14 protein-coding genes are annotated in these 15,065 nt (G+C 45.8%); 4 read left to right on the top strand and 10 right to left on the bottom strand.

The window, feature by feature from the left end; all coding sequences use genetic code 11:
• Nucleotides 1–542: 542 nt before the first annotated feature.
• From QFZ77_RS10555 to QFZ77_RS10535, 5 genes are all read right to left on the bottom strand, one after another.
• Entirely contained in the window at nt 543–1,304 is a 762-nt protein-coding gene (locus QFZ77_RS10555; protein WP_307449399.1) for a LamB/YcsF family protein, read from the bottom strand.
• Nucleotides 1,305–1,392: 88 nt separating this feature from the next.
• Nucleotides 1,393–2,397, bottom strand: coding sequence for a 5-oxoprolinase subunit C family protein (locus QFZ77_RS10550; protein WP_307439196.1), 1,005 nt, complete (start codon nt 2,395–2,397; stop codon nt 1,393–1,395).
• Complete coding sequence (gene pxpB, locus QFZ77_RS10545) at nt 2,363–3,151, bottom strand: 5-oxoprolinase subunit PxpB (RefSeq protein ID WP_307439194.1); 789 nt, start codon at nt 3,149–3,151, stop codon at nt 2,363–2,365. The genes QFZ77_RS10550 and pxpB overlap by 35 nt, the downstream gene beginning before the upstream one ends.
• Complete coding sequence (locus tag QFZ77_RS10540) at nt 3,148–3,948, bottom strand: alpha/beta hydrolase (RefSeq protein ID WP_373462731.1); 801 nt, start codon at nt 3,946–3,948, stop codon at nt 3,148–3,150. The genes pxpB and QFZ77_RS10540 overlap by 4 nt, the downstream gene beginning before the upstream one ends.
• A 236-nt stretch (nt 3,949–4,184) precedes the next feature.
• On the bottom strand, nt 4,185–5,798 hold the full coding sequence (locus QFZ77_RS10535; protein ID WP_373462583.1) for a bifunctional metallophosphatase/5'-nucleotidase: 1,614 nt from the start codon (nt 5,796–5,798) through the stop codon (nt 4,185–4,187).
• 129 nt (nt 5,799–5,927) lie between these two features.
• Here QFZ77_RS10535 and QFZ77_RS10530 point away from each other — a divergent pair, with 129 nt between their 5' ends.
• Nucleotides 5,928–6,896 (top strand): phosphate/phosphite/phosphonate ABC transporter substrate-binding protein, encoded by a 969-nt coding sequence (locus tag QFZ77_RS10530; protein WP_307439188.1) that lies wholly within the window; start codon nt 5,928–5,930, stop codon nt 6,894–6,896.
• Nucleotides 6,897–7,748: 852 nt separating this feature from the next.
• Here the strand turns inward: QFZ77_RS10530 and phnE are convergent.
• The 3 genes from phnE to QFZ77_RS10510 form a co-directional block, all read right to left on the bottom strand.
• Nucleotides 7,749–9,323, bottom strand: coding sequence for a phosphonate ABC transporter, permease protein PhnE (gene phnE / locus QFZ77_RS37755; protein WP_373462582.1), 1,575 nt, complete (start codon nt 9,321–9,323; stop codon nt 7,749–7,751).
• Nucleotides 9,320–10,093, bottom strand: a complete 774-nt coding sequence (gene phnC, locus QFZ77_RS10515; RefSeq protein WP_307439186.1) for a phosphonate ABC transporter ATP-binding protein — start codon at nt 10,091–10,093, stop codon at nt 9,320–9,322. Before phnC ends, phnE begins: the two co-directional genes overlap by 4 nt.
• 173 nt (nt 10,094–10,266) lie before the next feature.
• Nucleotides 10,267–11,292: a HoxN/HupN/NixA family nickel/cobalt transporter gene (locus QFZ77_RS10510; RefSeq protein ID WP_307439184.1), complete on the bottom strand. Its 1,026-nt coding sequence runs from the start codon at nt 11,290–11,292 to the stop codon at nt 10,267–10,269.
• 168 nt (nt 11,293–11,460) lie between these two features.
• Here QFZ77_RS10510 and QFZ77_RS10505 point away from each other — a divergent pair, with 168 nt between their 5' ends.
• The 3 genes from QFZ77_RS10505 (at nt 11,461) to QFZ77_RS10495 (ending at nt 13,667) form a co-directional block, all read left to right on the top strand.
• Nucleotides 11,461–12,273, top strand: coding sequence for a sensor histidine kinase (locus QFZ77_RS10505; RefSeq protein ID WP_307439182.1), 813 nt, complete (start codon nt 11,461–11,463; stop codon nt 12,271–12,273).
• A complete protein-coding gene (locus tag QFZ77_RS10500; protein WP_307439179.1) occupies nt 12,273–12,944 on the top strand; it encodes a response regulator in 672 nt (223 codons plus the stop codon). Before QFZ77_RS10505 ends, QFZ77_RS10500 begins: the two co-directional genes overlap by 1 nt.
• A gap of 96 nt (nt 12,945–13,040) precedes the next feature.
• Nucleotides 13,041–13,667 carry a YcnI family copper-binding membrane protein gene (locus QFZ77_RS10495; RefSeq protein WP_307439177.1) on the top strand — a complete coding sequence of 209 codons (627 nt, stop codon included), beginning with the start codon at nt 13,041–13,043 and terminating at the stop codon, nt 13,665–13,667.
• A gap of 60 nt (nt 13,668–13,727) precedes the next feature.
• Here QFZ77_RS10495 and QFZ77_RS10490 read toward each other — a convergent pair whose 3' ends face one another.
• Nucleotides 13,728–14,216 (bottom strand): dihydrofolate reductase, encoded by a 489-nt coding sequence (locus QFZ77_RS10490; protein ID WP_307439176.1) that lies wholly within the window; start codon nt 14,214–14,216, stop codon nt 13,728–13,730.
• Nucleotides 14,217–14,259: 43 nt separating this feature from the next.
• On the bottom strand, nt 14,260–15,054 hold the full coding sequence (gene thyA, locus QFZ77_RS10485) for a thymidylate synthase (protein WP_307439173.1): 795 nt from the start codon (nt 15,052–15,054) through the stop codon (nt 14,260–14,262).
• Between the last annotated feature and the right edge of the window lie 11 nt (nt 15,055–15,065).

The raw sequence follows: 15,065 nt of genomic DNA, 5'->3' as shown, positions 1-15,065 counted from the left end.
CTTTTGTTGTAATCACTTTGATCACTCCTTTCCGAAGTAATTAGCCGGCCGGCTACCTTTATATTTACTCATATTTCCAGCTTGTTCTCAAGTGAAAGAATGGTTATAAAGATTCTTTCCTAGGAAGGGGTGGTTCTGGGAAACAGAATGATTGGAATGCTGCTAAAAGTGCACGAAGAACCTAGAGCATAGCTGCCTAGGAAGTAAAGCAGATACTGCATAATGCACTCAGAATCATGGAGGAGGTCTAGAATTGGATCATTACCTGCAGAAGGTACATCAATATAGGTGGAATTCTCTGAAGCAAAATTGGATCATTAGATGCATAAAGTGCATCAGAATTGGCTAAAAAGTGTGTTTACAGAGAATTGGGGGATATTTGATGTAAAAAATGGAGGTAAACAGCGCTCAACGGGCGTTGATGGCCGAAAATCATGTAGGAAATACATGTTTTTCGGCTTGGACGCTCGGTTTGAGGAACGCGGCGTAAGGCTCTTTTATAGCGATGCTAAGGGATGTTACGACGGTGTCGAGCGCCGTGATTAATGCCCGAGCGCCAGCACTGCGATGCCGCTGCTGTTTAGCAGCGCGCGGATGTCGCGCGCGAATTCCACGGCGTGCACACCATCGCCGTGGATGCAGATCGTGTCCGCGCGCATGCTCAGGTCCTCTCCCTCTCGGGAGAGGACCTTCCCTTCGCGGACCAGCCTTACGACCTGCGCCGCAGCATCGGCGGCGCTCAACAGCAGCGCCCCCGGCTGATCGCGGGGCGTCAGTGTGCCGTCCCGCTGGTAGCTGCGGTCCGCGAAGGCTTCGCTCGCGGTCCGCAGCCCCGCGGCGGCACCCGCCCGCAGCAGCTCGCTGCCGGGCGGGCCGAACAGCGTCAGCTCCGCGCTGACGCTGGCGGTCGCAGCCGCAATGGCCGCGGCGAGATCATGGCGCTTCGCAGCCATGTGATAGAGCGCGCCATGCGGCTTGACGTGCTGCAGGCGTCCGCCTTCGGCGTGGACGAACGCCTGCAGCGCCCCGAGCTGATACAACGTCAGCTCGTAAGCCTCCGCCGGCGTGATCGCGATCTCGCGCCGGCCGAAGCCCTGTAGATCGGGAAGGCCCGGATGGGCCCCGATCGCGACGCCCTTGCGCAAGCACAGCTGCACTGTGCTGCGCATGGTTGCGGGATCGCCTGCGTGGAACCCGCAGGCGATGTTGGCGGAGCTGACGAAGTCAAGCAGCTCCTCATCCCGTCCAAGGCGATAAGCGCCGAAGCCTTCGCCCATATCACAATTTAAGTCAATACGCAGAATTCTCACTCCCAGTTCCTCAGTTTCTCGGTTCCTCAGCTCATCAATCCCTCAATCCTTCAGTTCTTCAGCTCTTTCAGCTCTCCAGTTCCTAAATCCCCCCACGATCCCGAACCCAAGCCCGAACCCCAGCCTCAAGCAGCCGCAAATCCATCGTCTGCAGCAAGATCTGCTCCTGGGCTTCCCGGTGGCTGACTTCCCGGAAACGAATCTTTCCGCCTGGCTTCACCTGAGCTACTAAGGGAAGGTCGGCCGTGATGACATGCGCGATGCGCGGGTAGCCTCCGGTTGTTTGGCAGTCCGCCATCAGCAGGATGGGCTGGCCACTTGGGGGCACTTGAATCGTCCCTTGGACGACCGCTTCTGAGATCATCTCACTCGGCACGCCATCAGATAGTTCGAGCCTCATCCCTTCCAAGCGATAACCCATACGATCCGATTGCGAAGTAACGAAATAGTTTTGAGCCAGAAAGCTGCGTACGCTTGCCTCGGTGAAAAGGGCAGCTTCCCTCCCTTGTATGACTCTTACAACTGGATTTTCTTCATAGCCCGGACGAATAAAGGCACTCACAGACCCTGGATGGTGAAGATAATCGCCTACCACGTCATTACTTACCGACAAATCATCTCCCGCTTGTAGTGCTCTGCCTTGGTGACCTCCTATGCCCGCACGTAAATAGGTGCTTCTACTGCCCATTACAGGTTTCACCTCGAAACCACCATATACGGCTAAGTAGGCTCTGCACCCCATAACTGCATAATGAACGTTTAGCTGGTCTCCTTTACGGATTAGAAATGGTCGCCACAGTGGCACTCGAATACCGTCCCTATCTGCTTCCATATCAGCTCCGCATAAAGATAACAGCATATCCTTTTGCGCTACCATACTCGGTCCTAGCAGAGTCATTTCTAGAGCAGCTGCGTCCCAATCATTCCCAACGAGTATATTGGCTGCTCGATGCGCAAAGAGGTCCATGGGGCCTGATGTAATGACGCCATATTTCCGCTGTCCATACCGCCCCTCATCCTGCAAGGTAGATAATAATCCCGGCTTGATGACCTCAAAGCCCATTTCCCATGTTCCTCTCCTTTTCATATTGGAACTGCTCTGCCGTAATGGATACAAATCTTACTTGATCTCCTACCTTTAGTAGAGATGGTGGATCAGATTCCGGACGAAATAAAGCCAATGGGGTACGACCAATCAAATTCCAGCCGCCAGGCGTTTCAAAGGGATAAATGCCTGTTTGAGCGCCGCCAATGCCTACCGAACCAACTGGTATCCTCGTCCGAGGTACCGATTTCCTTGGTGTAGCCAGCTGGTCATCCAATCCGCCCAAATAAGGAAAACCAGGTGCAAAGCCAATCATATATACCGGATAAATCTGTGAGGTATGCAGGTGCACGATCTCTTCCTTACTGACACGATGATAGGCCGCGACATCCGCAAGATCCGGACCATAATCCTCACTGTAACAAACAGGGATTTCAATTGTTGTCCCAGGCTCGTTAATATGAACCTCATTTGTATGTTCAAACTTATGCAAAAGATTTTGAATATGTAATAAGACAATGTCATAGGGTAGTAACGTATTCGTCCAGCTGGCACGCCCATTTTTTCGGGTAGTTCCCTCTTCTGAATAGTAGTTGTAAACCTGGAAACTATCATAATAAATCGTGATTGTTGTATATGCCGTTACTATTTCGGTAAAACCTTCAAAACGATTATTCTCTAAGTAAGCTGTTACCTGACGTACTCGATTCAGAATGGATAAATCAATGTCCGCACCAAGCCTAATCACAATAGCCGAATCTCCAAGCATGTCGCATTCGTAAGAGAGTTTGGTCATGCAAAATGTTGCTTTTTGAGCCAATTCGCACAGAGTTCAGGCCAAATGTAAGCTTCCTGATGATCATCAGCTATTCCAATACCATGACGTCCGCTCTCAAACACGTGCAGATCAAAAGGCACTTTATGACGGCTTAGCGCCCCTGCAAAAAGCAAACTGTTCTCGACGGCAACGGCCGCATCATCAGCTGTATGCCAGAGAAAAGTCGGTGGCGTATGCGCTGTTACTTGTTGCTCATTGGATAGCAGCGAGACTAACTTCTCATCCGGTGTTTTTCCTAGTAAATTAAGCTTTGAACCTTCATGTCCATACTCTCCGGAGAAAGTAATAACTGGGTAACAGAGCACCATCACATCGGGACGACTGCTTTGTCTTTCGATCGGATCGACTGATTCCTGATCTCCTTTATCGTAATGTGTACCGGCTGAAGAAGCTAAATGTCCACCTGCCGAGAAGCCGAGAATACCAACACGGTTCGGATCAATTTGCCACTCTTCAGCGTGATGCCTTACCGTTCGAATTGCCCGTTGTGCATCTTGGAGTGGAATCGGGTGTTCATAGGGAGCTACGCGATAATTCAAAACAAAAGCTGAAATTCCAAGTCCATTTAACCATTTGGCAATGGGCTCCCCCTCATGAGCAGCACGCCTACAATAGCCTCCTCCGGGACATACTATAACTGCAGAGCTCAAGCCTTCCTTAGACGTGGGATACAAAGTCAGACTCGGACATCCTTGGTTATCATCACCTATGCTATCCTTGGATGCTCCGGGCCATAATTCGATCGTTTTAATTATACTCAATGCGAAACCCCCTATTTTCATTTTCGTACTAAGTTAATAATATCGAATCTTAATCAAGTAGCAAGAGTCTATTTTACAAAAAAAGGAGATGATTCTTCATGATAGCTACAACAGAAAACATCGCAGGCTATGAAGTCACGGAAGTGATCCAAAGGATGGATCCACTTATCGCGTGTATTACAATCCTAGATCAGGGGACCGGGAATACATTCGCGAATCCTAATGCCAACCTAGTCCCAGATGACTTCCCAATTTTCGTTCACACTAGCTTCAATGGTACCGCGCTCCATGATGTATCCTGCCAATAATTCAGCTACATCCGTCGGGATATCTTTGATGACCGGTTTATCCTGGAACATCCCATAATTGCCTCCGCCTGCAGCTCGGTAATTATTCATAACAACATCGTAGGAGGCCTCGAGATCCAGCGGTTTCCCTTCATATTCCAGTTGTACGACACGCTTGCCAATTGGGCGGGATATGTTCAATTTATAGGTAATCCCTTCCCACATATCATAGTTATAATGCGACGGCTTCGGGTCTCTAAACTTGCTGCTCACTTGAACTTCACCAACTAATGTTAGTTCAAAGTATTCTGCTGATTGCTCTAAAGCATCCTTGATGTCTTGTCCGGAAATCCGTATCACTTTCAGTGTATTCGGGTAAATGTAGTTGGAGACGATGTCCCTCATTGTAATATCCGATGGAAATCCTGGCGATACATTATCAAACAACGCTGTATTTGAAATGGCTGCTCCCGAGAGCTCCATCTGAACACGATTGATGAACTCGATCAGCGCATTGTCCTTCAAGCGAATGTGCATGGGATCTTTGACTAGCATATCTCCGGACAGCTTACCAATTGGTTGATCGAGCCACTCCTGTGTCTTCGCTTCATACACACTAACAAGCTCTATCAATTTGTTGTCCGCTTCAATATTAGCCACAGAAAGCAGCTCCGATTTCTTGGCATCGATGCGCCATTTGCCATCTACCTTCGAGAGCTTTAATTCAACTTTACCAAGTGTTACACCAGCAGTTCCTGGTTGTACAATGACAACACCATTGATTTCTACTCCCGCGATGCTTCGGTGTTGATGCCCTGTAAGCAGAACATCTATACCTTCTACTTCCATACATAGTTGAAAGCCCTGATTTTCTCCCGTTAGAGGCTCGGTTGGCTCACCCGTCGTTAGATGTCTTTCAAAACCACCATGGTAGGAGACAACAACGACATCCACTTGCTCATGCTCCTTGAGGAACTTTACCCATTTCTTAGCCGACTCCAAAGCATCTTCGAACCGCAATCCCTCGATATGAGCGGGATTTTCCCAATTCGGAATATAGGGAGTTGTCAAGCCCAGAATTCCTATGCGAACGCCGTCCGGTAATTCTTTAATTAGATATGGCTTTCCTAGGAACGGTTCTCCGCTCACTGCATCCACAATGTTGGCACATAACCAAGGAAACTTTGATTCCTGAACCGCTTTTTGCAGCACACGAAGTCCATAGTTAAATTCATGATTGCCAATAACGGCCGCATCATAACCCACATAGTTCAGACCAAGGACCATTGGATCCATCGGCTCGTTATTCAATCTAGCATGATGATACGCAAGTGGCGTTCCTTGAATCAGATCCCCATTATCAATCACAATAACATGGGCTTCTTTCTTACGTTCTGCGGCAATAAGCGCAGCCACTTTGGATAGACCCACATCGTTAGGTTGATTATTTGCATAGTGAATTGGCAGCATATTTCCATGCAGATCACTTGTTTCTAATATAGTTACTCTACTTTTCTGCAGCTTACAAGATTGAGTCAAATTACCCACTCCAAGCATGTTATTTTGTAACGCCATACATATCGATTGTCAGATTAACAAATACTTCACACAATCTTCCATATATTATATGATAATGTTATAGTACATCATAGATAAAGTATAAAATTAAACGGAGGTCAAAAAAAGATGATGAAAAAATTCACTGTCATTAGTTTGTCCATGATCGTTGCTGCAGGTGTTCTTGCAGGCTGCGCAAAAAAAGAGGAAACAGCTCCTGCTGCATCCGCATCTACGAAAGCTTCCGCTACGCCGGCTGCTGCTGCAGGCTTCGTACCTAAAGAGCTTAAAGTACAGTTCGTTCCTTCCCAAAATGCAGAGACGCTTGAAGCAAAAGCAAAGCCACTTGAAAAACTGCTTCAAGACAAACTTGGCATCCCAGTTAAGGTTTCTGTATCAACAGATTATAACGTTGTTATCGAAGCAATGGCCTCCAAACAAGTGGATGTTGGCTTCTTGCCTCCAAGCAACTACGTTGTTGCTCATGACACTCGTAAAGCAGCAGACCTGCTTTTACAAGCAACGCGCTTAGGCGTTGACGATGCAACAGGTCAACCAACGAAGGATCTAGTTGATTTCTATAAATCAGAGATTCTAGTTAAAGCGGATTCCCCAATCAAATCAGTTGCTGATCTGAAAGGCAAAAAAATGGGCTGGCAAGGTGTTACATCCGCTGCTGGTTACACTTACCCAGGATTCGTACTGAAAAAAGCTGGCGTAGATCCAGTTAAAGATGTAACTGGCGTTCCATTCCAAGGCCATGATAAAGCAGTTATCGCTCTTCTTAACGGTCAAGTTGACGCTGTAGGCGTATTCCAAGACATCCGTACGAATATGACTAAAGATTATCCAGATGTATTCAAACAAACTCGCGTTCTTAGCTACTCTGACAAAATTCCAAATGATACCATCGCTGTTCGTTCCGATATGGATGCAGCATGGAAAAAGAAAATCCAAGACGCATTCATCGCTATTGGTAACGACCCAGATGGTCAAAAAATCATTTTCGATGTTTATTCACACAAAGGCTATGTAGTTTCTGACGATGCCAAATTCGACATCGTTCGCAGCGTTAATAAAGAAATGGGCTTGAAATAAGCTTGGTTTCCTGTGAAATGAAAATACCTCTACATGATTCTTTCGAATTATGTAGAGGTATTTTTTTTGCATTCTACTCCAAACCTCCCTCGCATACTATGAATGTGGCACGTCCGTGTAAATTTTTTTTTACTTTTGCATGACAAACGTTTACCTGGACCTGTCATATATCATAGTGAGGTGAAAATTGGATGTTCGAAATGCTTATTAGCTGCAAAAAAGAAGTCTCTATCCGGTGCGGTAAAGACGAGATAAGGGGGGTTATTACAAATTACTATCCTACTTTTCGACTTTTGAAATTGAATAACGTCCTGATTCCTATAGAGCTGATCGAACAAATTGAGGTGTTAGAACCGGTCTTGGATTCATTCACCCCATCAAAGACCAACCGTGAAAGTAGGTCACTCCGCTTGGTAGCCCAAGGAAGGCATTACAGCTAATGCGTAGATAAAAAAAATCCCCTCAAGGGAAGTTGTATTTTGTACAGCTTTTAGGCTAGAAAGTCGCGGGTTTGTTGCTTAATGTTGCAGAAAATGCAACAATTACGCCAACATTGATCATGCTGCATATTAATGCGGCTAAATTGTTGTATGAACTGCAACATCTTCAACAAATCCTGACGAAAACCGAGAAATTGTTGCACGTTATACAACTCTCCAACTCATCTTTTCCACAATCCGCGAAAACCGTTATCCTGTTATCCCAAAACAAAAAAAAACGTTACTGCCCTAAATGGGCCATCCTAAATAAAAGCCCCCATTTATGAACAAATAAGCCTCCAAAACCACTATAATAGCTGGTGTTGGAGTTATTTTCAACTGAAAATTCACTTGTAAAGACTTTCCCATGTCCTCATACAATGCGTTTGCGGAGTGTACCTGAGATGTAGTCAATGACTGAGACGGTGACAATAATACCAATGAGGATGATACCTACTCGCGGCCACTGCCTCGCGTTGAGCGCGAAGATGAGTGGCGTACCGATACCACCTGCACCAATAACACCTAGCAACGTCGCTGAACGGACATTAATCTCAAAGCGATATAAGGTGTATGATATGAAATCGGGAATGACCTGCGGCACCACGGCAAACGCCATCCGCTGCCAGATGTTTGCACCCACAGCTGTCATGGCTTCCGTAGGTCCCATATCCATATTCTCAATGGCCTCTGCATAAAGTTTGCCGAGCATCCCTACGGAGTGAAGTCCTAATGCCATAACCCCAGCAAAGGCATTAGGGCCTACTGCTTTAATAAAGATCAAAGCCATAATAATCTCCGGTATTGTTCGTACGACACTTAAGAACAATTTCCCAGTGCCTGATACTGCACGAAATCGGCTCATATTGGCTGCTGCCCAGAAGGCAAACGGGATACAGACAACCGCTGAAACAAAGTTTCCTAAGTAGGAAATAGATAAGGTTTCAAGCAAGGATCGAAGTAAATCTTCCCCTTCTGGGATATACACATAAGCCCAGTCAGGATGTACTAAACCGGATAACATGGATTTCGTGAGAATCCAAGTCGTTGGTTGGAAGCCAGTCAACTCAAGGCCGGTTAGTGACCATATGAATAAGGCAATAACGGCAATCCAACCTACTACCTTATACGTAGCTGCACGCGAAGCTGACATCGGTTTCGCGCTTCCTTTTAGCAAATAGGAACGGAAACGTGTGCTGACCAAATCAATAATAACAACAACTAATAGGGTATAAATAACAATGGCACAGGATTGATCGTAACGGAACAGATCCAGCGTGTTTTTAAGCAGCAAGCCAATACCACCGGCGCCAACTAATCCGAGAATGGCTGAGGCTCGAATACTAACTTCGAATGTGTACAATAAATGAGCCAAGTACGTAGGAGCAACCTGAGGAATGACGCCGAATCGAATGAGTTTGAGTTTGTTGGCGCCAACTGCTGTCATGGCCTCAAGTGGTCCCGGGTCAATAGCTTCCGTTGATTCGTAAGAGAGCTTAGATATGATACCAAAGGTGAAGAAGATAAGTGCAAGTGTACCAGCCGTTGGGCCAAAGCCTACCAAAACGGCAAAAAGTGCTGCGTAGAGCAGATCTGGAATTGTACGGAATAGATTCATGATGAGTCTAGATGGATAGAACAACCATGGCGCCGTAGTAACATTACGAGCCGCTAGCAGTGCCATCGGGAATGCAAACAGTGCTCCAATTGCTGTACCAATAATGGACATCTGCAGTGTTTGTGCCATTGGCTTCCATATATCAGCGAAAAACAGCCAATCCGGCGGAAACATCTCGGCTATGAATTTAAGAATCTCCGGAGTACCGGTAACGAGTTTCGTCAGTGTCGCATCTGTCTGATAAATACTCCCAATCAGGAAAAGCACCATGATCAGGGCAATGAGATAGATCTTGGTACGAGGAGGCTTCTTGACTGTCGTTACACTCATTCCTCCAGCACCCCCAAGAGCTCGTCTTTCTTAATCGCACGGCCATAAATCTCGGAGAATACATCATCTGTTGCTTCCGAAACGGGTCCGTCGTATACGACTTTACCTGCGCGAAGTCCGATAATTCGAGTTGCATATTCACGTGCAAGGTCAATAAAGTGAAGGTTAACGACAGTCGTTATGCCGAGATCTGTATTAATCCGTTTCAAATCATCCATAACTTGTCTTGTCGTTAATGGATCAAGGGAGGCTACCGGTTCATCCGCTAAAATAATTTTCGCTTCTTGTGCCAAAGCTCTTGCTATGGAAACACGCTGCTGTTGACCGCCGGACAATTCATCGGCGCGTGAATAAGCTTTTTCTCGAATATTGACTCTTTCTAGTGCTTTCAGGGAAAGCTCAATGTCGTGTTTAGGAAACAAACCAAGAACTGTACGCAGGGTGGAATGATAGCCTACACGTCCTGACAATACGTTTCGAATTACCGTAGAACGTTTGACCAGGTTAAAGGTTTGGAAGATCATCCCGATATCTCTGCGCATGCGGCGCAATTCGGCACCATTCGCCGTTGTAATCGATTTACCGTTGATCAATATTTCTCCTTCGGTCGTCTCATGCAAACGGTTAATGGAACGCAGCAAAGTAGATTTACCTGCTCCAGATAGGCCTACAATAACAACGAATTCTCCGGGATGGATAGTTAAGTTAATGTCATTCAAACCAACAGTTCCGTTAGGATATACTTTGGAAATATGCTTAAACTCAATCATATAAGTCCTACTTTCTTTTACAGAGTATCTGAAGATTAGACAGACTACTTTCAACGTATTTCGGCAAAATCCTTTTTTCTCTCCTAACCTTTAGAAAATATTCATATTCCATTGTTATCCATAACAAAAAAGTGGCCTCATAAGCGAACTGAGACCACAATCATCACGATGGATTATACTTTAGCACGCCAGCGTTCTTCAATCTTCATCCCTTTCCAAACCGCAATGGAAATGGCCCATGCCACCACGAACAGAGCAACTAAGATATAGCCTAATGTCCCGAAATCAATCTCCTGCAGCCACGTCCAGAAGGTCCCTTCCAATTTGAATTCTTCGGAGAGAACTTGACCTAACTCGATCACGCCAATGATTAAAGCAGCAATGACGGCCAAAGCAGTCACTGTTAAGTTGTAATAAAGCTTACGTACCGGTGTATGGAAAGCCCATTTGTAAGCTTTGGTCATGAACATCCCATCGGCTGTATCGAAGAGACTCATCCCTGCAGCGAACAGCAGCGGAAGTGAAATGACGCCAATGAAAGGGATCGCTTCCTTCGCCGCATGGGCTGAGATCGCTAGCAGCGCAATTTCGCTCGCCGTATCAAAACCTAAACCAAAGAGAAAACCTAACGGGTATACATGCCAGCTTTTTCCTATGAAAGAAAAGAGAGGTTTGATCATTCGAGCAATGAATCCACGGGACTCGAGAAGCTCTTCAAACTCTTTATCATCATTTGTGCCGCCACGAAATTTCAAGAACATTTTATATAAATTGATAAGAATGAGTAAATTTAAAATGCCAATAATGACAAGGAACAGACCAGAAACCGAAGCGCCGATAACACCTCCAAAACGCTGCATCCAAGGCAGCTCACGTGCTGCCCATTGTACGGAGAATGCAGTCACAATGGCCATGACGAAGACGACAGAGGAGTGTCCCAATGAAAAGTAGAAACCAACACCTAATGGATTCTTCTTCTGCCCAACGAGCTTGCGTACGGTATTGTCGATCGCCGCAATATGGTCAACGTCGAAAGCATGCCGCATCCCTAATGTGTAGGCAAGGAGCCCAATTCCCCAAAAGGCAGGCGTCATTTTCGCTACACTATATAAACCGATAATCCCAAGTATATGTAAGAGGACGATCACAACAACGTATCCAGCCCAGCTTCTTCTCTGCTGTAGAATTGATTTCCACATGATTGACACCATGCCTTTCTGTGCGTGTTACGATTTAATAATAATGTAGCACACGTGTGCATGAATTGAGAAGTACTTACCTCATTTTTTTGTGAAGAAATCTAACACATATCTGATATAATAGAAACCGTTCCAAAGATGGACTACGGAAAGGAATGGATCCGCCCTATGTCTCTTCGTATTTTTAAGCTTTTTACGATTCTAGTGCCTGTTCTCATCATCGGCGGCTTTGAGTATATTCGTCATGAATTTTTACTTAATTATTTAACCATGGAAGCCGGGAATTTCACGATTACCATTATTACTTTGCTGCTTTCGTATCTCTTCGCTTCGTGGATGTTTCAAAGTATTGAGCGCAGCAATGAGAAGGTGACAATCGGTGAAGCCCGCAGAGCCGTATATGAAGAACGCGAGCGTTTGGCCAGAGAGCTCCATGATGACTTGGCTCAAACGCTTTTCTTTCTTAATGTGAAGTTGAAGCAAGGAGATTTAGAAGAAGCCAAAGCAGCGGTGTCCGAAATCGATAACTCGCTGCGACAGGCCATTTTTAATCTAAGAACACCACCTGAGGAAGGAGCTAACTTCCAGCAGCGCATCCATAAATTTCTGGAGAATTGGCAATTGGTGACGGGTATTGAGCTTCATGAGAAGTTAACTGTGGAAGAGAACAGCTTCGCTTCTGGAGAAGAAGTTCAGCTTTTCGGCATTATACAAGAAGCGTTCACCAATATACGCAAGCATTCCATGGCAACGCAAACTTCAATTGTTTTGGAAGCTAATCCAAAGGCATGGCGACTACAGATTACTGATAACGGAAATAGGTTTCATCATGTAAAGTCAAAAGGGAAGACCTATGGCATTGAATTGATGCAGAAGCGTGCGGCCGAGCTAGGTGCATCTTTCGAGCTTAAGATGAAGGAAACGGACGAGATGGTAACGGGAACTACACTTTTGGTACAAGCAGATAGGAGGAGGAACTAATGCTGAGCAATCAGCCGTTTCGCGTTCTCATCGTAGACGATCATCCACTAGCTAGGAAAGCGATTCGCAGTATGCTGGAGCCTGTATCCGATTTCTATATTGTGGGGGAAGCGAGCAGCGGTGAAGAAGCTATTCTTCTTTGCGGCGAGGTCGCGCCTGATGTGGTTTTGATGGATATACATATGTCCCCTATGGATGGACTTGAAGCAACGCGGCGCATTAAGCAAGCATACGGGGCTATTCGTATTGTCATGCTCACCGTGTCCGATGATGTAGCCGACCTCTTTACAGCGCTGCAATTCGGAGCTCAAGGCTATTTATTAAAAAACATGGACCCTGACGAATGGCTCACTTACCTGCGCGCGCTTCTCGACGATAATTCAGAAGCCGCTAGAGGGATGGCGGATAAGCTTTTCCAAAGATTCCGCGCACCTATTGGTACGCATACAGAGGGCCCAACACCGAGCATGTTGACCTCTCGGGAACAGGAAATTACCGCCTATGTTGCTTTAGGGGATAACAATCGGCAGATTGCAGAAAAGCTGCTGATTTCCGAACATACGGTTAAAAACCACATGAAAAATATATTGGTAAAGCTTGGACTCGAGAATCGTGTCCAACTCACCGCATTCGCCATTAAGTACGGACTGACACGAAAAGGACAAAACTAGTCGAAAAAATAGCCCAGTCGAGTCATACTCTATTGCTTGTCGATCAGGTAATATGGACAACATGATAAGAGTTAACTTGAAGGGGGAACACGTTTTATGTTTAAAAAACTGATGTTAAATGCAAGTATTATGCTAATTGGCTCCATGCTTCTCGCGGGAATCGCCAGCGCCCACGTTACTGTATATCCGAAAGAATCCACACAAGGCAGCTACGAGAAATTCACGGTACGTGTACCTTCAGAGAAAGACATTCCTACTGTGAAAGTAGAAGTGAAATTCCCTATGGATGCTGTAGCGGTTTCTCGCTTCGAGCCCAAAGCAGGTTGGACCTATGAGCTAGCTAAAGATACTGCTGGTAAAATTACAGGTGTTACTTGGAAAGCAACCGGAGATGGACTGGCTAGTACAGAATTCGGTGAATTCAATATGCAGGGCAAAGTAGCGGATGCTGCTACCGAGATCGTGTGGAAAGCCTATCAAACTTATAAGGATGGCAGCGTAGTTGAATGGGTTGGCGCTAATGGATCTGACAAGCCCGCTTCTGTAACGACTGTCAAAGCCAAAGCAGCAACCGGTGCTACGACAGACAGCCACGGACAAGTAACGCCTGGCAGTGCTGCAGCCAGTGGCACTTCATCCAACACTTCCCTCTACCTCTCCATTGCGGCAGTCGTACTTGGAGCTTTATCTCTGATCGTGTCGCTTACAAAAAAGCGTAAATAATAAAAAGGCCTTGAGCTCTCTGTGAACATAACAGATAACTCAGGGCCTTTACTTATTTCCTTAAGCTTGTTTTCTTTGGTAGATTCGGAAGTAGTACTCGTAAGGATTTTTCTCGTTCCGTTCGCCTTGTTCACTGGATACCAACGTCCATTCGGACAAGTCTAGCTCGGTCATAAACGTATCCGCTTCAAACTCATGCTCGATGTGCGTAATGTACATGCGGTCCACGACGGAAGTAAACAGTTGGAAGATTTCCGCCCCGCCGATGACGAACAGTTCCTGATCACGGAAGCCGTCCACCGCTTCTTGCACGGAGTGAATGACCTCACAGCCTTCTGCATGGAACTGCGGATTTTGAGTGAGTATGATGTTACGTCTGCCCGGTAACGGCTTGCCAATGGACTCATACGTCTTCCGCCCCATAAGAATAGGGTGACCCATTGTCACGGATTTGAAAAACTTCAGATCCCCTGGCAGATGCCAAGGCAGTGTATTATTCACACCGATGGCTCGGTTGCGATCCATTGCAAAAATAAATGAAATACTCATGCCTGAGCCCCTCCCTTCGTCACATGATTATAGAATAGCTCGTTTAAATCGCGATTGGCGCCTTGATGCCAGGATGCGATTGATAGTCAACGAATTCAAAATCTTCAAAACCGTATTCAAAGATTGAATCCGGCTTCCGTTTGATTACAAGTTTAGGAAACGGGAATGGCTCTCTGGAAAGTTGTGTCTTAACTTGTTCGATGTGATTCAGATAAATGTGTACATCACCACCGGTCCAAATTAGATCCCCAACCTCCAAATCACACTGTTGTGCTACCATGTAGGTTAATAACGCATAGGAAGCTAAATTAAATGGCAAACCGAGAAAAGTATCTACGGATCTCATTTGAAACATACACGACAAACGTCCATTTGCCACATAAAACTGAAAAGCATAATGACAAGGCGGCAATGCCATACTTTCAATCTCTGCAACATTCCATGCACTAACCAAATGTCTCCGCGAATCAGGATTGTTTTTGATTTGCGTAATCAGTGATGATATTTGATCAATAATCTGACCATTGGGACCCAGCCAAGTTCTCCACTGAGAACCATAAACTCGGCCTAAATTACCTTCCTCGTCTGCCCACTCGTCCCATATTGTAACCCCATTATCTCGCAAGTATTTAACATTTGTACTTCCGCTTAAAAACCAAAGCAATTCATGAACAATAGACTTTACATGTAATTTTTTGGTTGTTAACAATGGGAACCCTTGTGATAAATCTATACGCATTTGGCGTCCAAAGACTGAAAGTGTCCCCGTCCCCGTCCTATCCTCTTTTTGTACCCCTTGTTCCATAATATCTTTTAATAAATCTAAATAAGCCCTCATCTGGCACCTCA

Origin of the sequence: Paenibacillus sp. V4I3, assembly GCF_030817215.1 — a bacterium.
Classification (GTDB): domain Bacteria; phylum Bacillota; class Bacilli; order Paenibacillales; family NBRC-103111; genus Paenibacillus_E.
The sequence above is the reverse complement of the archived record's forward strand: the minus strand, read 5'-3'. Positions and strand labels throughout refer to the sequence as shown.

What these genes read in the sequence shown, in the direction of transcription:
- QFZ77_RS10550 (WP_307439196.1), bottom strand. Translation starts at nt 2,397, where the DNA reads ATGAAAAGGAGAGGAACATGGGAAATGGGCTTTGAGGTCATCAAGCCG.
- pxpB (WP_307439194.1), bottom strand. Translation starts at nt 3,151, where the DNA reads ATGACCAAACTCTCTTACGAATGCGACATGCTTGGAGATTCGGCTATT.
- QFZ77_RS10535 (WP_373462583.1), bottom strand. Translation starts at nt 5,798, where the DNA reads ATGCTTGGAGTGGGTAATTTGACTCAATCTTGTAAGCTGCAGAAAAGT.
- QFZ77_RS10530 (WP_307439188.1), top strand. Translation starts at nt 5,928, where the DNA reads ATGATGAAAAAATTCACTGTCATTAGTTTGTCCATGATCGTTGCTGCA.
- phnE (WP_373462582.1), bottom strand. Translation starts at nt 9,323, where the DNA reads ATGAGTGTAACGACAGTCAAGAAGCCTCCTCGTACCAAGATCTATCTC.
- phnC (WP_307439186.1), bottom strand. Translation starts at nt 10,093, where the DNA reads ATGATTGAGTTTAAGCATATTTCCAAAGTATATCCTAACGGAACTGTT.
- QFZ77_RS10510 (WP_307439184.1), bottom strand. Translation starts at nt 11,292, where the DNA reads ATGTGGAAATCAATTCTACAGCAGAGAAGAAGCTGGGCTGGATACGTT.
- QFZ77_RS10505 (WP_307439182.1), top strand. Translation starts at nt 11,461, where the DNA reads ATGTCTCTTCGTATTTTTAAGCTTTTTACGATTCTAGTGCCTGTTCTC.
- QFZ77_RS10500 (WP_307439179.1), top strand. Translation starts at nt 12,273, where the DNA reads ATGCTGAGCAATCAGCCGTTTCGCGTTCTCATCGTAGACGATCATCCA.
- QFZ77_RS10495 (WP_307439177.1), top strand. Translation starts at nt 13,041, where the DNA reads ATGTTTAAAAAACTGATGTTAAATGCAAGTATTATGCTAATTGGCTCC.
- QFZ77_RS10490 (WP_307439176.1), bottom strand. Translation starts at nt 14,216, where the DNA reads ATGAGTATTTCATTTATTTTTGCAATGGATCGCAACCGAGCCATCGGT.
- thyA (WP_307439173.1), bottom strand. Translation starts at nt 15,054, where the DNA reads ATGAGGGCTTATTTAGATTTATTAAAAGATATTATGGAACAAGGGGTA.